General features: G+C 64.9%; 17 protein-coding genes. 7 read left to right on the top strand and 10 right to left on the bottom strand.

Annotated elements, in window-relative coordinates; genetic code table 11:
- Nucleotides 1–187: 187 nt before the first annotated feature.
- Both V2L18_RS02300 and V2L18_RS02295 read left to right on the top strand, forming a co-directional pair.
- On the top strand, nt 188–1,120 hold the full coding sequence (locus tag V2L18_RS02300) for an ABC transporter ATP-binding protein (protein ID WP_336176190.1): 933 nt from the start codon (nt 188–190) through the stop codon (nt 1,118–1,120).
- Nucleotides 1,121–1,194: 74 nt separating this feature from the next.
- The gene (locus tag V2L18_RS02295) at nt 1,195–2,286 is read left to right on the top strand and encodes an ABC transporter permease (protein ID WP_336176376.1); all 1,092 of its coding nucleotides are present in this window, start codon (nt 1,195–1,197) and stop codon (nt 2,284–2,286) included.
- 122 nt (nt 2,287–2,408) lie between these two features.
- Here the strand turns inward: V2L18_RS02295 and V2L18_RS02290 are convergent, their stop codons facing one another.
- Entirely contained in the window at nt 2,409–2,951 is a 543-nt protein-coding gene (locus tag V2L18_RS02290) for an Hpt domain-containing protein (protein WP_336176189.1), read from the bottom strand.
- A gap of 151 nt (nt 2,952–3,102) precedes the next feature.
- Complete coding sequence (locus tag V2L18_RS02285) at nt 3,103–3,888, bottom strand: NAD kinase (protein WP_336176188.1); 786 nt, start codon at nt 3,886–3,888, stop codon at nt 3,103–3,105.
- A gap of 247 nt (nt 3,889–4,135) precedes the next feature.
- Between V2L18_RS02285 and cutA the strand changes: the two genes are divergently transcribed.
- Entirely contained in the window at nt 4,136–4,462 is a 327-nt protein-coding gene (gene cutA / locus V2L18_RS02280; RefSeq protein WP_336176187.1) for a divalent-cation tolerance protein CutA, read from the top strand.
- A gap of 15 nt (nt 4,463–4,477) precedes the next feature.
- On the opposite strand, the gene V2L18_RS02275 is transcribed toward cutA, so the two are convergent.
- The 5 genes from V2L18_RS02275 to V2L18_RS02255 all read right to left on the bottom strand — a co-directional run bounded on the left by V2L18_RS02275 (nt 4,478) and on the right by V2L18_RS02255 (nt 10,574).
- On the bottom strand, nt 4,478–5,398 hold the full coding sequence (locus V2L18_RS02275; protein ID WP_336176186.1) for a cytochrome c: 921 nt from the start codon (nt 5,396–5,398) through the stop codon (nt 4,478–4,480).
- Nucleotides 5,399–5,489: 91 nt separating this feature from the next.
- Nucleotides 5,490–5,939 (bottom strand): cytochrome c, encoded by a 450-nt coding sequence (locus tag V2L18_RS02270; RefSeq protein ID WP_336176185.1) that lies wholly within the window; start codon nt 5,937–5,939, stop codon nt 5,490–5,492.
- 191 nt (nt 5,940–6,130) lie between these two features.
- Nucleotides 6,131–7,642: a glycerol kinase GlpK gene (glpK, locus tag V2L18_RS02265; protein WP_336176184.1), complete on the bottom strand. Its 1,512-nt coding sequence runs from the start codon at nt 7,640–7,642 to the stop codon at nt 6,131–6,133.
- Between the two features lie 127 nt (nt 7,643–7,769).
- A complete protein-coding gene (locus V2L18_RS02260) occupies nt 7,770–8,921 on the bottom strand; it encodes a DUF2336 domain-containing protein (protein ID WP_336176183.1) in 1,152 nt (383 codons plus the stop codon).
- A 159-nt stretch (nt 8,922–9,080) separates the two neighbouring features.
- The gene (locus V2L18_RS02255; RefSeq protein ID WP_336176182.1) at nt 9,081–10,574 is read right to left on the bottom strand and encodes a hypothetical protein; all 1,494 of its coding nucleotides are present in this window, start codon (nt 10,572–10,574) and stop codon (nt 9,081–9,083) included.
- 170 nt (nt 10,575–10,744) lie between these two features.
- Between V2L18_RS02255 and V2L18_RS02250 the strand changes: the two genes are divergently transcribed.
- Together V2L18_RS02250 and V2L18_RS02245 are read left to right on the top strand one after the other, a co-directional pair.
- On the top strand, nt 10,745–11,230 hold the full coding sequence (locus V2L18_RS02250) for a MaoC family dehydratase (protein WP_336176181.1): 486 nt from the start codon (nt 10,745–10,747) through the stop codon (nt 11,228–11,230).
- 2 nt (nt 11,231–11,232) lie between these two features.
- Nucleotides 11,233–12,114 (top strand): CoA ester lyase, encoded by an 882-nt coding sequence (locus tag V2L18_RS02245; RefSeq protein WP_336176180.1) that lies wholly within the window; start codon nt 11,233–11,235, stop codon nt 12,112–12,114.
- Between the two features lie 55 nt (nt 12,115–12,169).
- Here V2L18_RS02245 and V2L18_RS02240 read toward each other — a convergent pair whose 3' ends face one another.
- Nucleotides 12,170–12,796, bottom strand: a complete 627-nt coding sequence (locus tag V2L18_RS02240; RefSeq protein WP_336176179.1) for a flavin reductase family protein — start codon at nt 12,794–12,796, stop codon at nt 12,170–12,172.
- Nucleotides 12,797–12,807: 11 nt separating this feature from the next.
- Entirely contained in the window at nt 12,808–13,386 is a 579-nt protein-coding gene (locus V2L18_RS02235) for a nitroreductase (RefSeq protein WP_336176178.1), read from the bottom strand.
- Between the two features lie 351 nt (nt 13,387–13,737).
- Between V2L18_RS02235 and V2L18_RS02230 the strand changes: the two genes are divergently transcribed.
- Nucleotides 13,738–14,919, top strand: coding sequence for a hypothetical protein (locus tag V2L18_RS02230; RefSeq protein ID WP_336176177.1), 1,182 nt, complete (start codon nt 13,738–13,740; stop codon nt 14,917–14,919).
- A gap of 142 nt (nt 14,920–15,061) precedes the next feature.
- Nucleotides 15,062–15,760 (top strand): hypothetical protein, encoded by a 699-nt coding sequence (locus tag V2L18_RS02225; protein WP_336176176.1) that lies wholly within the window; start codon nt 15,062–15,064, stop codon nt 15,758–15,760.
- Nucleotides 15,761–16,099: 339 nt separating this feature from the next.
- Here V2L18_RS02225 and thrS read toward each other — a convergent pair whose 3' ends face one another.
- Entirely contained in the window at nt 16,100–18,079 is a 1,980-nt protein-coding gene (gene thrS, locus V2L18_RS02220; protein ID WP_336176175.1) for a threonine--tRNA ligase, read from the bottom strand.
- Nucleotides 18,080–18,245 lie beyond the last annotated feature (166 nt).

Raw genomic sequence — 18,245 nt, 5'->3', positions numbered from 1 at the left:
GATTGTCCGCGCACCGGCACCTTGCTGCCCTCTCCCCCCTTGCGGGGGAGATGTCACGCCGTCGCGTGACAGAGGGGGGTAAGCCGCTTGCTCCGAGCCTGCCGCCTGCCCCCCTCTGTCGGCTGCGCCGACATCTCCTCCACACGGGGGGAGAAGGGCGCAAGCAGCACATTCCGGGAAGCGCATCATGACCGCCGCTCCCGAAATCGCCATCGAGGTGGAAGGTCTTACGAAATCCTTCGGCGACAAGACAGTCGTCAAGGACCTCTCGATGCGTGTGGAGCGCGGTCAGATCTACGGCTTTCTGGGGCCGAACGGGTCGGGCAAGACCACCACCATCCGCATGCTGTGCGGGCTTCTCACCCCCGATGCCGGTCGCGGCACCTGTCTCGGCTATGACATTCTGACCGAGAGCGACAAGATCAAGCCGCGCGTCGGCTACATGACCCAGAAGTTCTCGCTCTATCAGGACCTTTCGATCCGCGAGAACCTCGAATTCGTGGCAAGGCTTTATGGCCTTCCCGACGCTAGGCGGCACGCGCGCGAGGCGATCGGGCGGTTGGGGCTCGCGGGCCGTGAGGAACAGCTTGCCGGCGAGCTTTCTGGCGGCTGGAAGCAGCGGCTGGCGCTGGGCGCCTGCACCCTGCCCTCGCCCGACCTGCTGCTGCTCGACGAGCCCACCGCCGGTGTCGACCCCAAGGCGCGGCGCGACTTCTGGAACGAGATCCACGGCCTTGCCGCCGACGGGCTGACGGTGCTGGTCTCCACCCATTACATGGACGAGGCCGAGCGCTGTCACGAGATCGCCTACATCGCCTACGGTACCCTGCTGGCACGCGGAACGGTGGAAGAGGTCATCGCCTCGGCGAACCTTGAGACCTGGACCGTCTCGGGCCCCGACCTGCACGAACTGGCCGACAAGCTGCTGGCGGCCGAGGGGATCGACATGGTCGCCCCCTTTGGCGCGTCTCTGCACGTCGCCGGGCGCGATCATGCCGCGCTGGAAGCCGCCATCGCCCCCTGGCGCGACGACACCCGCTACACGTGGACTTCGTCGGACGCGACGCTGGAGGACGTGTTCATCGATCTGATGAGCCGCTCGCAGGACAATTTCGGATGAGCGTGAACCCGTCCCCCGCACCCCGGACGGCAAGGCGGCGACGGCGCGTCCCCGGTCTTGCGCGCTTCTGGGCGATGTTCATCAAGGAATTCCTGCAGCTTCGCCGCGACCGGGTGACATTCGCGACGATGATCTTCATCCCGCTGATGCAGCTGCTTCTCTTCGGCTTCGCCATCAACACCCAGCCGAAGAACCTGCCGACAGCCGTCCTCGCGCAGGAAAACACAGACGTTTCGCGCGCCATCGTCGCCGCGCTGAAGAACACCTCCTACTTCTCCATCACCCGGATCGCGCAAACCGAAAACCAGGTGGATCACTGGCTGCGGGCAGGCTCCGTGCAGTTCGTCGTGGAGATCCCCGCAGGCTTCGAGCGGGCCTTGCGCCGGGGCGAGACGCCTGCGCTGCTGATCGCCGCCGATGCCACCGATCCCGTCGCCTCCGGCACCGCCCTGGGCGCCCTCTCCGGCGTCGTATCCAGCGCGCTCGCCGGGCTCCATGGCATCCAGATGGCGCAGACATCAGCCCCCTTCGAGATCCGCCAGCACCGGCGCTACAATCCGGCCGGCGTGACGCGGCTCAACATCGTCCCGGGCATTCTCGGCACCATCCTCACCATGACGATGCTGATCTTCACCGCGCTCTCGGTCACCCGCGAGATCGAACGCGGCACCATGGAAAACCTGCTCTCCATGCCGATCCGCCCGCTGGAGGTGATGCTCGGCAAGATCGCGCCATACATCCTCGTCGGCTTCCTGCAGGCCGCCCTCATCTTCATCGCCGGCTATGTGATCTTCGATGTCCCGGTGGAGGGAAGCCTGCTGCTGCTGTCGGGTTTGTCTATGCTGTTCATCACGACGAACCTGTCGATCGGCTACACCTTCTCCACGCTGGCGCAGAACCAACTTCAGGCGATCCAGATGAGCTTCATGTTTTTCCTGCCCAACATCCTGCTGTCGGGCTTCATGTTCCCCTTCGCGGGCATGCCGGTGTGGGCGCAATGGGTCGGCGAGGCGCTGCCGCTCACCCATTACCTGCGGATCGTGCGCGGCATCATGCTGAAAGGGTCAGGGATGGCCGACATCGCCCACCCGGCGATGATGCTGACGGTCCTGACGCTGGTTGCCATGACCATCGCTGTCACGCGTTTTCGCCGGACGCTGGATTAGGGCGTAGATCCATCATTCCGGCATCCTCACGAAGCACACGGGAATGACATCGGGAGCATGCGCTGGGCTCCGGAATTCATGGGATTTTCAGAAACGCGAGGTCCGCTTGCCGGAGGGCCGGCTCAGTCCTCGTCAGCCTCATCGCGCGGCGGCAGGTCCGCCTCGATGCTGGCGATGTAGTCGTCGGTGACGTCGGTGAGCTGCTTGGCGAGCGCGTTGGCGACCATGTCGTTCTCGTCGCGCGCATCTTCCGCCACGATCGCCCTGATCGCCTGAATGTGTTGTTCGATCAGCCGCACCGGCACCAGCGAAACATCGGTAACGGTTTCCAGAAGTCGGCAAAGGCTGTCGGCAATGTGGCCGGCGAGCGGAAAGCCGAGCGTCGCGGCCTGGCCCTTGATATCGTGCGAATGGCGGAAAAGGGTGTCCCGGCGCTCTTCGTCGAGACCGTGGTCGTGGATGTCCACCCAGCACACGCGCAGGGCTTCCGTTTCCTGGTCCATCCAGGAATTGAAATTCACCGAGAGCTTCGCAAGCGCCGCTTCCGCCGCCGCGACCGGATCGAAATTCGCCTCTTCGCGTCGGCTGAGCTTGCGAACCTTGGAACGCAGATTGACCGGCGGCGTGATGATTTCAAAGTCACCGTCGGCGGCGCGGTCGATCATTTCGCAATTCCTCACGGGACTGTGGTCTGGCGAGAGTTGGCATCGCGACACTGCGATATTTGACTATCTGCGCCATCCGGTCGCGAAGTATGCCCCGGTTTCGTTAACGAAGAGTGTGTGCAATGCCGCCGGAGGTGAAGGACCACATCGCTCAATAGCGGAACATCTCGGTCAGGATGCGCTCGTCCCAGCCATGATCGGGATCGAACATGATCAGGCTTTCCGACGCTGCGTCCTCGGCAACGGCGACGCTGCGCACGTTGCGGATCTCGATATGGTCGGCGGCCGCGCTGACCGGACGCTTATCCGGCTCCAGCACGTCAATGCGCACCCTTGAGCGATTGGGCAGCAGGGCGCCGCGCCAGCGCCGCGGGCGGAACGGACTGATCGGCGTCAGCGCCAGAAGCGGGGCGTAGATCGGCAGCAGCGGACCGTGGGCCGACAGGTTGTAGGCGGTCGAGCCTGCGGGCGTCGCCACAAGAATGCCGTCGCAGATCAGCTCCTCGAGCCGCACGCGCGTGTCGACCGTCACCTTGAGCTTCGCCGCCTGATAGGTCTGGCGCAGCATCGAGACCTCGTTGATCGCCCGCGCCGTGTAGACCTCGCCGTCGATGTCGACAGCCTCCATCAGCAATGGATGGATGGTCGTCGCCACCGCCTTGCGCAGACGATCGATCAGCCCCTCCTCCGCGTATTCGTTCATCAGAAAGCCTACGGATCCGCGATTCATGCCGTAGATCGGCACATGCGAATTCATGAAACGGTGCATCGTCTGCAGCATCAGGCCGTCACCGCCGAGCGCCACGATCACGTCCGCCTCTTCCGCAGGCACGTCACCGTAAAGCGCCGATAGGTGGTCGCGCGCGGCCCGTGCCTCCGGGGTCCGGCTGGAAACGAAGGCAATCTTCTCGATGGATTTGCCCAGCTGACTGTTCATCGCACGGATCCTGTCTGCCTCCCGACATCGCGCGACTTGCGCGGCCTACCGTTCCCCTTCGCCCCGTCACAAGTCATCCCCCTTGAGCCGGAAAGCGCATGCCTCTTAAGCCAGAAGGTATCGGGCAAGGTAAAGGAATATCTGGTATGCGCCCTGTGGTTAAGTGAGCAATTGATCGCGCCGCCGCGAAAGCCGATGGTCGCAATGAGGCCGCCGTGCGACCTCCCCCTTTTCGCAGGAGATCCCCATGGCAGACGACACCCCCGTTCTCGTCTATTCCACCTTCCCTGACACCGCCTCGGCCCGCGCCGCGGCGGGCGTTCTGGTGCGCGAGCGTCTGGCGGCTTGCGTGAACATGATCCCCGGCATGAAGTCCGTCTACATGTGGAAGGGCAACGTGGAGGAGGCGACCGAGATCGTCTTCATCGCCAAGACGATGCAATCGCGCGCGGACGCGGTGATGACCACGATCCGCAAGTACCACCCCTATGACGAGCCGGCACTCATCGTCCTGCCCACCGCCGGCGGCGCCCGGAGCTTCTGCGACTGGATCGAGGAACAGGTGGCTGTCTAGGAGGCCGGCGAGCCCCTACTTACCGCTCTTTACCGTCGGCAATGGCGGGATCGACTTCAGATACGCCGCGATCGCCTCGCGGTCGGCTGCCGGCAGGTGGGCCATGTTCTCCTGGACAGACGTCATCGAGCCGCCGAGCGTGTCGAAGGACGGTGTGAACCCCGTCTCCAGCGCGTAGGCGATATCGGCCTTGCTCCAGTCGCCAAGCCCGGTGGGGTCGGGCGTCAGGTTGGGCACGAAGCCGTCGCCTTCAGGAGCCGGACCACCGGCAAGCCAGCGATCCATCCTGAGCCCGCCGATGAAGTCGCGCGGGGTGTGGCACTCGGCGCAATGGCCCGGCCCCTCGACGAGGTAGGCCCCGCGATTGACGTCATCAGGGACATCCGGATCGGGCTCGAAGGTCTTTCCATCGAGATAGAGCAGCTTCCACAGACCGAGCCCACGGCGGACGTTGTAGGGGAACGACAGCTCGTGCGGCCCCACCTCGTTCGACACCGGCGGGAGCGTGTCGAGAAAGGCCTTCAGATCTATGAGATCGGCCTCGCGCATATGCTGGTAGGAGGTGTAGGGGAAGGCCGGATAGTAGTGCCGGTCGTCGGGCGAGACGCCCTTGACCATGGCGGTCACGAAGTCCGCGTTCGACCAGCCGCCGATACCGGTGCGGGTGTCGGGCGAGATGTTGGGAACGCGGAAGGTACCGAAGGGCGTCACCAGTTCCTGCCCACCGCCAAGCTTCAGCTTCTCCTCACCGGTGGCCTTGGCCTTCGCATGGCACGAACCGCAGCCGCCCGCCCAGAACATCCGTTCGCCGTTGGCGAGATCGGCCGTGTGCTCGGCGAGCGTGGAGGGATAGATGCGCTCCGGCATCGTCAGCCAGTAAAAGCCGGCGCCGCCTAGAACGGCGAGCACGACCACAATCCGGAAAAACGAGCGCATGGCCTCCCCCCTCAAGTCATGTCAATGCGCATCTGGACGACTAGAAGCCGACATCGGGGCCGATACGGCCCCGGCGCCAGGCTGCTTAGCGTCACTCCTTTTTCAGACGGAAGTCCTCGTGGCAGTCCTTGCAGGAGCCGCCCAGCTTGCCGAGGGACGCGCGCAGGGAATCGATGCCCTCGCCGACAACCGGCGTCAGTTCGGCCGATACCGTCTTGAGTGCCTCCGCATCTTTCTCGAACTCCGCCATGTCCTCCCAGATCTTCGGAGAGGCGGCCGTGTCGCCGCCGGTCTCCGTGCCTTCGGGGAAGAGAGCGGTGAAGCCGTCAATGCTCTCGTTGATCTTGCCCATCGCCGCCTTGGCCGCGTCCGCATCGTAGGGCTTCTCGCCCTTGGCCATCTCGCCCAGGACCTTCATCGACCCGCCGATCGCCTTCATCGTCTCCTGGCGCTGTTTGATCGGGTCTCCCTGAGCAACGGCAGCGGCGCTGAAAGCAACGACACCCAGTCCGACGACCAGAAAAGCTGTACGAATTCGCATTGATCTTCTCCCTTACCCAACGGTTCCGCACAATCCCTTGCGACAGGAGGCACGGCAAGCCCCCGGGCTTCACAACTCGGTGACGCAACGACGCAAACATGTCGGCACATCCGTGACATGCGCATGAACGCGCGACATGCACGCCAACCGAAACATGCAATTACCGGAATATCAAGAACAAGCCGAAGGCATCATCCCGCGGTGAGCGTGCGCGACACCGCATCGCGCCACCCATCGACCTTTCGCGTACGCAGGGCCTCGTCCATCGTCGGCGAGAACCGGCGCTCCAGCGCCCACCCTTCGGCAAACGCCTCCGGTTTCGGATAGACCCCGGCGCCGTAGCCGGCAAGATAAGCGGCCCCCTGCACCGTCGTCTCGCGCATGCGGGGCCTGTCGACGGGGGCGTCGAGCACGTCGGCAAGCCGCTGCATCGTCCAGTCGGAGGCCACCATGCCGCCATCGACGCGCAGCACCGGCGCCCCCGCGCCCGCACCGTCGTGGCCGGCGGCGCGCCAGTCGGCGTGCATGGCATCGATCAGATCGTTGGTCTGGAAGCAGACCGCCTCCAGCGCGGCGCGTGCGAGTTCCGCCCGCCCCGTTCCCCGCGTCAACCCGAAGATCGCGCCCCGGCATTCCGCATCCCAGTAGGGCGCACCGAGCCCGACGAAGGCCGGCACCATGTAGACCTCCTGATCGGCGTCCGCGATTGCCGCCAGATCGCCCGACTGGGCGGCCTCTTCGAGAATGTGCAACCCGTCGCGCAACCATTGCACCGCGGCTCCCGCGACGAAAATCGCGCCCTCCAGCGCATAGGTGGGTTTCCCGTCGAACTGATAGGCGATGGTGGTGAGCAGCCGGTTCTGCGAGGTCACTGGCGCATTGCCGGTGTTGAGCACGGCAAAGCACCCCGTGCCGTAGGTCGACTTGACCATGCCCGGCTCGAAACACGCCTGACCGACGGTCGCGGCCTGCTGATCGCCCGCGATGCCGCGAATCGCGATGGCTCCGCCGAAGAGATCGGGATCGCTCATGCCGAAGTCGGCCGAACAATCGCGCACCTCCGGCAGCATCGAGGCGGGCACACGGAAGAGATCCAGCAGCGCCTCGTCCCATCGGCCCTCGTGGATGTTGTAGAGCGCCGTGCGGCTGGCGTTGGTGGCGTCCGTCGCGTGCACCGCGCCGTCGGTCAACCGCCACAGGAGGAAACTGTCCACGGTGCCGAAGGCAAGCCGCCCCGCCTCCGCGGCCGCCCGCGCGCCGTCGGTATTGTCGAGGATCCACGCTATCTTGGAGGCGGAGAAATAGGGGTCGAGCAACAGTCCCGTTCGCGAACTCACCAGGCTCTCATGGCCGGCCTCGCGAAGCTTCTGGCATGTCGCGGCGGTGCGCCGGTCCTGCCAGACGATGGCGGGCGCCACGGCCCGGCCGGTGCGGCGATCCCAGACAACGGTCGTCTCGCGCTGGTTGGTGATGCCGATGGAGGCGATCTCGCCCGCCTCGATGCCCGCAGCCGTCATCGCCCGCCGGCATGTGGAGGTCACCGTCGCCCACAAGTCTTCCGGCTCATGCTCGACCCAGCCGGGGTGCGGATAGTGTTGCGCGAATTCCATCTGTGCGACGCCCTTCACGCGCATCGCCTGATCGAAGACCATTGCACGGGTCGATGTCGTCCCCTGGTCGATCGCCAACACATGGCCGGTCATTGCGCCTCCTCCCCCGTATCGTGCCCACCTGTCGGGCTTGTCATTATCCGGGGCGAGCATGCCCTCCCCCTGCCGTTTCGACAAGGCCGTCACGTTGACGCTGCAGGAGAAGGAAAGAGCGCCGCGATCAGGCGGCGGGGAGGCTCGCTTGCTGCACGAAATCGCGGGCGAAGTCGCGGGCCGCCTCGGTTTCCAGCCGCCGCAGCAGGCGACGCAGGGAATCGAGTCCGTCGTCGAAGCCCTCCTCCGGCTCGTGGCCGGCCAGAACGCTCCCGATCATCCGCCGCGTGAACTCGAAGCCCGACAGCGGTTCCCCCGCCGCCGCGATTTCCCGATAAGCGACGACCGCCACCTCGAATGCGGAATAGAGCTTCGGCGGCAGTCCCGCCCGCTTGAACAATGCCCTGAGGCTCGACGTCCAGCCGCTGATCAGGATGGTCTCCACGCGCGGCCCCGGCATTTGCGCCAGATCGCTCATGGCCGCCATGTAGAGGCTCATGTTGCCGGTGCAAAGCGCGCGCAAAAGCAGCGTCGGCGTGAGCTGGGCGCTTTGGCGCAGATGCTCCACCAGACTTCCGATCTCGGCGCGATCCGCACCCTGCGCCATGGCGACCGTGATCCGGTCGCGCGCCTCGCCGAGCACCGTGCGGGCGCGTTCCGCCTTCAGTCCCGTGCCGACCGCCGGTACCCGGCACATCTGTTCGGCCAGCTGCGCCACGAGCTTCTGCTTCACCGCCAGCGGCACGCCCGGCCGCGTCATCAGCGCCCGGCGCAGTTCCGCATTGCTGTCGAAACGCTCCACCAGCCGCTCCAGCGCCGGTCGCGTCAGCATCGCGGCAGGATTGGCGAGCAGCTCCAGGCAGGCGTCGAGCACAGCCGTTTCCGCCAGCGAGGCGGCGACGGCGGCCGAGACCAACGGACGCCGGGCAATCGCCATCTGCATGTCGGGATCGCCGAGCGCGGCGAAGTCGATCAGCTCCGCGTCGAGAAACAGCGGCGAGCGCATCAGCACGAGCGCGGCAATGGGCGGAATGTCGTTGGCGAGCGCCAGAATGACGTGACGCGGCGCGGCCGCGCTTTCCGCCAGCGTATCGGCGAGCGCGGCGCGCACGATCGGGGACCGATCGTCCAGCAGCCATGTCATGGCGGCTTCGACATCGCCGCGTTCTTCCCGCGCGAGATCCGATGTCAGATAGGAACGCGCGAGCGCCTGTACGGCCTCCGCCCGGGACGCGTCGGGGGCCGTTTCCATCCAGCACAGAAGGTTGCGGATAAACATCGATGAAACCCGGGCACCAATTCCTGAGCCGCCATTGTGTCAGCCAAGGCTTAAGATTGGGTTCACCATGTTCTCAGGAAAGAAGCGGATTGGTATCGTCCATAGATCACATCGTAGAGGGCGAAGGAGCGCACGGGGCCGTCGGACGGGCACGCCACGTCACGCGGGCGGGACGAGATCTTCCGGCTCCTTGAAGATCTGGTACTTCAGGAAGCCGGTCAGATCGAAGGGCCTGCCATCGGACGTCGTGGCCGCATTCGCGGCGGAGGCAACGCGCGTTGTCGCTTCGGAGCCCCCCACGGCGGCGCTACTGGCGGCGTTGCTGCCGGCATGCGCCTCCACGGCGGCCTGAAGCCCCGCCGGACGGGCCCGGAAGGCGCTCACGAACGTATCGTCGAAACGCGCGTCAGCATCGGTCTCGCCGGTGCGGAACAGCGCCTGGAAGGGCGTCTCGGCCTGGGTTGCCCGCCATGCGGAGGAAATCCGCGCCGAGGCGCTGCCGCTTGCAAACAGATCTTCGCGCTCGCGCCCTGAGGCGGCCGCAGTGGTTTCCTCGCCCTGCGTGGCCGAATCGTCGGAAACGCTGACTGTCTCGGCCTCCGCCAGCGCCACGGCGACGGCGGGATCCACGGCCGGCGACTCGGCCGTCACCGCTTTCTCGCGCACGGGTTTGGCGGCCGGCGGCATCGGCGCGAAGGCGGTGAGCGCGGCGTTCGTCGACACGTCGTCGCCCGTGACCGCCACGGCCTCCTCGGCCGCCGCCACCGTGAGGCGCTGCGCATCCCCCATGGCCTCCGCAACCTCAGGCGCCGCATCCGCGCGCGCCGCCTTGCCCGAGGTGGACAGCGCCTCCGAAAGCGCCTGGGTTTCTTCCGGCCGATAGTACCGGCTGGCGATCACCGCGTGCGCATCGCCGCTGCTCCCCCCAACCATTCCGGGGCCGGCCATTCCAGCTTCCGCGGCAATCGCCTGCGCTTTCGCAACCGGCGTGGGCACGGGCTTGGAGGCGGCGACGACGGTCGCGTACTCGATCTGCGACGGGCTGTCGTGCTGGCGCACGAGATTGGAGAGCACATCGGAGACGCTACGCGCGGAGCCGTCGTCGTCGTAGAAGATCGACCTGTTCGCCCGCGCCTGACGCGGGAAGACGCTGTCGGCGGCGCGCTCCGGATCGCTTTCGGCAAGCCGGATGAGCTTGGAGGCGCCGCCTGCGCCCAGGAAATGGGCTGCATAGAGCTCGCCGTCGGACGGCTCGCGCCCGAGCTTGCCTTCCAGATAGGTGGCGTTCTTGCGGGTGAATTCTCCCGCCATCGCTGCGGAGATCGTCGGATCCTTGCGCAGATCGAGAATCTCGCGCCGCCGCGCCGGATCGCGCACCGTGTAGCTGCCGTCCGACCGCTGGGTGATATCGTCGGCATAATCGCCGAGCCCGTGCCGGTCGCCGGTGGTCTTCACCGTTTCCAGCCAGGTCGATTCGATGAACTGGAACAGACCGGTCGCGCTCGAACTGCTCGCCTTGGCGCCCGCATCGAAATTCGACTCGCGCGATGCCGTCTTGACCAGATACCCGAAATCGGTTCCGGTCGTCGAACTGGCCGACTGGAAGGCCAGTGCGATGCGAGACGCGATCGAGGGCGTTGCGGCCACTTTCATGACACCCGCCTCCTAGCGGTCCTGGGGCTAATTGCAGACAGCCTCTTGGTAAATGCGGTCTTAACAATCGCCTGAAAATCGTTAACACCGCGTTAACCATCACCTAGCGACGAACGCTTACTTGAACGAGATAACGGCGGAAAACCGCCAGGGGAAGGAGACACCACACAATGCCGGGACTGCACTTCGAGGAGTTCGAGATCAGCCGGATCATCGAGCATGAGCTCAGGCGTACCGTGACGGAGATGGACAACATGTTGTTCTCCAACATGACGCTGAACCCGCAGCCGCTGCACATCGACCGCCACTTCTGTGAAACGCAGACCGAATGGGGCCAGCCGCTGGTGAACTCGCTCTTCACGCTGGGGCTGATGATCGGCATCTCCGTCAACGACACCACGATCGGCACCACCATCGCCAATCTCGGCATGAACGACGTGAAGTTTCCCCATCCGCTGTTTCACGGCGACACGGTCAACGTGACCACCGAAGTGCTCTCCAAGCGCGAATCCCGCTCCCGTCCCGATGCCGGCATCGTCGAATTCGAACACAAGGCCTACAATCAGAAAGGGGATCTGGTCGCGATCTGCCGGCGGCAGGCCTTCATGCGCAAGAAGACCCCGGCAACCACGACCAGCGACACGATGGAGGCCTGACCATGCGCTCCCTTCTTTTCGTCCCCGGCGACGACAAGCCGAAACTTACGAAGGCGCTGGCGAGCGGCGCGGACGTGATGCTGCTGGATCTGGAGGATTCGGTCGCGCTCGACGCCAAGCAGACGGCGCGCGAGACCACCCGCTACTTCCTGCGCGACACGATCTCCCGACACGAACGCCCGCGCCTTTATGTGCGTGTCAACGCGCTCGACACCGGCATGACCGAGATGGATCTCGACGCGGTGATGGCCGAGGCGCCCGAGGGCATCATCCTGCCGAAATCGACAAGCGGACGTGACGTGGAGCGGCTCGACGCCATGCTTTCGGTGCACGAGGCGGACCGCGGCATCGCGGAAGGGCGCACCCGGATCATCGCGATCGCGACCGAGACGGCGGCATCCCTCTTCAGCCTCGGCACATATCAGGGGGTCAGCACCCGGCTTGCCGGGATGGCGTGGGGGGGCGAGGATCTCTCCGCCGACCTCGGCTCGTCCGCCAACCGGGCCAACGGCGAGTTCACAGAGCCCTACCGCTTTGCACGCAACCTGTGCCTCTTCGGCGCCGTCGCCGCCCATGTCGCGCCCATCGACACTGTCCACACCAACTTCCGCGATCTCGACGGCCTGCGCGCGGAATGCGAGGAAGCGGTGCGCGACGGTTTCACCGCGAAGCTCGCGATCCATCCCGCACAGGTGCCGGTGATCAACGAAGTGTTCACGCCCAACGCCGCCGAGATCGAGCGTGCGGCGCGGGTTGCAGCCGCCTTCAAGGCCGCCGGCGACGCCGGCGTCATCGCCATGGACGGCGAGATGCTCGACCGACCGCACCTGACCCGGGCAAAGAAGCTTCTCGAACGGGCGCGGCTCGCCGGGGTCTATGCGTGAAGGAAAGGAGGAGCCGCGGCATGAAGCTGCCGCGCTGCCGCCTTCGCGCCGCCCCTCAGGCTCCCGACGCTTCTCCGCCGCCGCCCTTCGGCCGGTCCATCTGGAACACCGCGTCGACCACCGAGTAATCGCGATAGCCGAGCCGCGCCAGCGGGCGCAGGTCGGTGACATCGATCATCCCGTCGCGGATCACCGCATCGTCGATGTAGATCGAGACCACCTGCCCCAGCACCATCCAGCGGTCGGTCTCCGCTCCTTCCAGATCCGTCAGATGGAGCGTCTGCAGGTGTCGGCATTCCAGCGCAATCGGCACTTCGCCGACGCGCGGCACCTTGACCGCCGCTGATGCCACCGGCGTCAGCCCCGTCGCCTCGAATTCCGAGACGCCGGCGCCAAAAGGCGCGGAACTCTGGTTCATCTGCTCGCGCAGGTTCCAGGTCGCGAGATTGCACACGAACTCGCCCGTCGCCTCGACATTGGCGACCGAGTCCTTCCAGCCCGAGGACGAGAACATCACGATGTGCGGATTGTCGCTTACCGCGTTGAAGAAGCTGTAGGGGGCGAGATTGGGCCGGCCTTCGGCATCGAGGGAGGAGATCCAGCCGATGGGCCGCGGCGCCACGATGGCCTTGAAGGGATCGTGGCGCAGTCCGTGGCGGTTCGTTATCGCATCATAGTTCACGTATCGGATCCTTACGCCCCCTCGGGGCTCCAGCGGTTCATGACGGTTTCGACATCCGGGCGCGGCCGGTCGACGGGGGCCTCTTGAGGCGTGCCGATATGGACAAAACCGACGACGCGCTCGTTCTCGCCGATGCCGAACAGCGCCTTGGCCTTGTCGTCATAGGCATACCACTCGGTCAGCCACTGGGCGGCGAAGCCCATCGCATGGGCGCCGAGGACAAGGTTCATGCAGGCGGCGGCGGCCGACATCTGCTGCTCCCATTCGGGGATCTTGAAGTGCGGTGCGGCGGTAGAGACGACGGCGATGACAAGCGGGGCGCGCGAAAAGCGGGTGCGCTCCTGCTCCTGCCGCTGATCGTCGAGGCCGGGATCCTCGCTGAGCTTCAGCGCGAGGAGCTTTTCGCCCGCCGCCTTGCGGGCCTCGCCTTCGAACAGGACGAAACGCCAGGGCGTCAGCTTGCCATGGTCGGGCACGCGCACCGCGATGGAGAGCAGCGTGCGGATCTGGTCCGCATCGGGCCCCGGATCGCCGAGCGCGATGGCGGGAATCGTGCGGCGGGTGGTGAGCAGGGAGAGAGCGTCGGGCATTTTTCCTTGCAAGCCTTTCATGGTCGCATCCTGAGTTAACAGGGACTGCGTCTTTGTGTCGACCGATCTCCGGCTCCCTGCGCGGGAACCGTGCCGGCAATGGATAGGTGATCGAAAACAACATTTTAGGAAAATGAACGTGGGGCCATGTGAGCCCAACAGCCCCGCCCCTGTCAATGCCGGCAGAGCCCATTGCGGCCTGTGGACTTGAAATTGCCACCCTTTTGCGGCTGAGAGAAACGGGCCCGCCCAGTCATTCGCCGACTGGCCATTCCCCGCGCGAGAGGGCATAACCGGGCCGACAGATGAACGAGGGTCGCCCCGCGCACCCCGGAAATGCGGAACAGGTTGATGGCTTTGCGGCCGACCACGACAGATCCGATCCCGGCGCCCGTGCGCCGCGCCGTCCAGATGGCCGCCGGCCTCTTCCTGCTGTTCGCGCTCGTGCTGGCGGCACCAGCGCACGCCCAGAACAACGGCCCCGGACCAGGCCCCATACCGCCGCTGCCGATCCCCTCTCCGGAGGACGCCTTCTCTCCCGGCCCCTCCGGCCCGCCGATGACGCCTCCGGGCGGATTGCCCGGCACCATGCCGGATGCGGCATCGGACAAGAATATTGCGCCGGAGCCCTCGCTCGATCTCCTGCTCAACAACCAGACGCTGTCACCGCTTCCCAGCGACGCCCTGCCCTATGCGCCGGCCCAGACGCCGCAGACCGGAATGCCCGGCGATCCGTCGCAGACAACGCTCTACATGATGGCGCGGCTGACCGACAATGGACCGCTGATCGACAACGGACTGGTGTGGCGCGTCTATTCGCAGACGATCGACGACCAGGGCCACCTCGACCTGATCGCGAAGGCAAAGGGCGGCGACGCGGAATTCCAGCTCGATCCCGGCACATACCTCGTCTACACCGCCTACGGTCATGCGGGCGTCACCACCAAGGTCACGGTCGCCCGTGGCCAGACCTCCAAGACGGTGATCTTCAACGCCGGCGGCATCAAGCTGAACGGCGTCGTCTCCAAGAGCGCACCGATCGATCTCGCCAAGGTCCGCTTCGACATCTACGAGATGGACTTCAACGCCCGCGGCGAACGCAAGCTGGTGGCACGCAACGTGATGCCGGGCAAGATCGTGCCGCTCAACGCCGGCACCTACCACGTCATCAGCCGCTACGGCCGGGTCAACGCCACCGTGCGCGCCGACATCAAGGTGGAGGCCGGCAAGCTGACCGAGGCGACCATCTACCACAACGCTGCGGAAGTGACGCTGAAGCTCGTCAACGAGTTCGGCGGCGAGGCGATCGCCAACACCGCCTGGTCCGTGCTGACGGCGAGCGGCGACTCCGTTGTCGAAGGCAACGGCGCCTTCCCCTCCTATGTGCTGACCGCCGGCAAGTACACGGTGGTTGCCCGCAATCAGGGCCGCATCTTCTCGCGCGAATTCGAGGTCAAGCCCGGCCGCAACGCCGAGGTCGAAGTCCGCACCAAGGATGGCAACGCCGCCGGGTTGGCGCTGGATACGGACTGAGGGGCGGGGAAAGTCACAGGACACGCACTCCGCACATTTGTCCGTAGCGTTATTTGCGGGGATGTTTAAACTACAATTTCAGAATTAGTTTCCAAGCAGACGCCGTGGCGGAAGGCCTATCAACGTGCGCCGAAAAGCCAAGTTGACGATCACGTTTCTTCTCATTGCAGGCATTGCCTGGTTTACGTGGAACCGGGTCTTTCCAACCGCCGAGCTTCATTACCGTCTCGATGTGACCTTCGAGGTAGACGGAAAGCCCGTAACCGGCAGCAGCGTCCACAAATTCACGGCGAAACGGCTGCGCGGCCTCAATAGCAAGCAGTTCCTGCTGACAGCTACCGGTGAGGCGGTTGTCGTCGACATGCCCGGTAGAAGATCGGTCTTCGTCCTGCTGACCACTCCGACACCGGATGGAACCTACACGGGCGGGACCAAAGGCCGGTATGACTTCATACTCGTCGACGCCTGCAATCTTTGGAAAAAGCGCAACGAGCTTGGGCCATCCGGTTTTGTTCGTTTCCTGGATGGCTTTACCGGAAGCTGTGAGGTGCCCGCCGAGTCATTGCCGCTCATGGTGGCGTTCAGGGACGAAAGCGATCCGACGTCCGTCGAGCGTGTGTATCCGAACAATCCTGAGAGCGCGCTTGGCCCGGGCGTTCAGTTCATCGGAGCAACCGTTTCCACCACTGACGCCCCGGTAACAACCGGGATCGGCAAACGTCTCACTTGGCTTTCGGACCACTACGGGCTGAGGCTTACGCCGCATTATGTGACTTCGCCGGATCCTAGTCTGCCCGATCTTCTGATGCACGGCTACTTCAAGAATACTCTAGATAACTGACTGGGCACTCGCTCAGGCTCGGATCGCACGCTCCCGCCGCCTCCCCCGGCTATCATCCCCGCGAAGGCGGGGATCGAGCAACCACAGGATCGCAGTCGACCGTATCCGCCCCCTCTCCCAAGGGGAGAGGGCCGGGGTGAGGGGTGTCGGGCTCTCATGGATACGGAAAATCCGACACCCCTCACCCGGCGCATGCGCGCCGACCTCTCCCCATGGGAGAGGTTAGGAAAGCCGAGGCTCCCCGGCGATCTCTCCTAGATCCCCTTCCCCCCCTAAAACGAAAAAAGCGGACCCTGCGGCCCGCTTTCCTCTCGATCTCGCCCGCTCCGGCGCTGAGCGCTACTGCACCCGCTTCAGATCCGGCGCGGTGGCCTCATCGGTCAGCGAGGCGACTGCCTCGTCGAGCGTCATCGACGTCTGGTCCTTGGAGCCGAGCCGGCGGATGTTCACCGTGCGCTCCTCCGCCTCGCGCTTGCCGCACACGAGGATGACCGGAACCTTGGCCAGGGAATGCTCGCGGACCTTGTAGTTGATCTTCTCGTTGCGAAGATCGAGTTCGGCCTTCAGCCCGGCGCGCTTCAGCCTGGCGTGAACCTCGCTTGCATAATCGTCCGCATCCGAGGTGATCGTGGTCACCACCACCTGTTGCGGCGCGATCCACAGCGGGAAATGACCGGCGAAGTTCTCGATCAGGATGCCGAGGAAACGCTCCATCGAGCCGCAGATGGCGCGGTGGATCATCACCGGCGTCTTCTTCTCACCGTCGCTGTCCACGTAGAAGGCACCGAAGCGCTCCGGCAGATTGAAGTCGACCTGCGTCGTGCCGCACTGCCATTCGCGGCCGATGGCATCGCGCAGGGTGTATTCGAACTTCGGCCCGTAGAAAGCGCCCTCGCCCGGCAGAATGTCGGTCTTGATGCGACCGCCCGACTGGGCCTCGATCTGCTTCAGGACCTTCTGCATGATCTCCTCGGCGTGGTCCCACGCCTCATCGGAACCGACGCGCTTTTCCGGTCGGGTGGAGAGCTTGACGACGATCTCGTGGAAGCCGAAATCCTCGTAGACCGAGAGGATCAGATCGTTGATCTTCAGACACTCCGCCGCCATCTGCTCCTCGGTGCAGAAGACGTGGGCGTCGTCCTGCGTGAAGCCGCGCACGCGCATCAGCCCGTGCATGGCGCCCGAGGGCTCGTAGCGGTGCACCATGCCGAATTCGGCGAGCCGCAGCGGCAGGTCGCGATAGCTCTTCAGGCCGTGCTTGAAAATTTGCACATGGCCCGGGCAGTTCATCGGCTTCAGCGCGAAGACCCGGTCGTCCTCGCTTTCCGGATCCGCGCACTGCACGGAGAACATGTTCTCCTTGTACCAGGTCCAGTGGCCCGAGGTCTCCCACAGCGAAGTATGCAGAACCTGCGGCGCGTTCACCTCGTCGTAGTCACCGGCAAGCCGGCGGCGCATGTAGGAAACGAGGGTCTGGAACAGGGTCCAGCCCTTCGCGTGCCAGAACACGACGCCCGGCCCCTCCTCCTGGAAATGGAAGAGATCCATCTCGCGGCCCAGACGGCGGTGGTCGCGCTTTTCCGCCTCCTCCAGCATGTGGAGATAGGCCTTCAGATCCTTCTCGTCCGCCCAGGCGGTGCCGTAGATACGGGTCAGCATTGGGTTGTTGGCATCGCCGCGCCAGTAGGCGCCGGCCACCTTCATCAGCTTGAAGGCGTTGCCGATGCGGCCCGTTGAATCCATGTGCGGCCCGCGGCACAGGTCGAACCAGTCGCCCTGATGGTAGATCTTGACGTCCTGATCTTCCGGGATCGCGTCAACGAGCTCCACCTTGTAGGCCTCGCCCATGTCGGCGAAGACGTCCTTCGCCTTCTGGCGCGACCAGACGTCCTTGGTGAAGGGCGCGTTCTTCTGGATGATCTCGCGCATCTTCTTCTCGATCACCGGCAGGTCTTCCGGCGTGAACGGCCAGTCTTCCTGGGTGTCGGGGTGGACGCGCTTGAAGTCGTAGTAAAAGCCGTTCTCGATCACGGGGCCGATGGTGACCTGGGTGCCCGGCCACAGCGCCTGCACGGCCTCGGCCATCACATGGGCGGCATCGTGGCGGATCAGTTCCAGCGCGCGCGGATCGTCCCGGGTGACGATCTCGATCTTCGCATCGTGCCGGATCGGATCGGCGAGATCGCACAGCTCGCCATCGAGCGCGATGGCGACGGCCTTTTTCGACAGCGACTTGGAAATGCCTTCCGCGACAGCCTTGCCGGTCACGCCGGGCTCGAAATCACGCACGGAATTGTCGGGGAAAGTCAGATGTATCATGTCTGTCTCCTGGCTCACTCCTGCAAACGAGGCAGGTAAGCGGGGTTGTCATATAAGCATGGGGGGATAAGCGTTTCGAGCGCGCGCGTAAAGGGGGCAAAGACGGGCAGCACCCGCCTCGCGCAAGGACAGCGCGCCCCCGCCTCCGCTTTTTTTCCGAAAATAT

Source organism: Breoghania sp. JC706 (assembly GCF_037026715.1).
Classification (GTDB): Bacteria; Pseudomonadota; Alphaproteobacteria; order Rhizobiales; family Stappiaceae; genus Breoghania.
The sequence above is the reverse complement of the archived record's forward strand: the minus strand, read 5'-3'. Positions and strand labels throughout refer to the sequence as shown.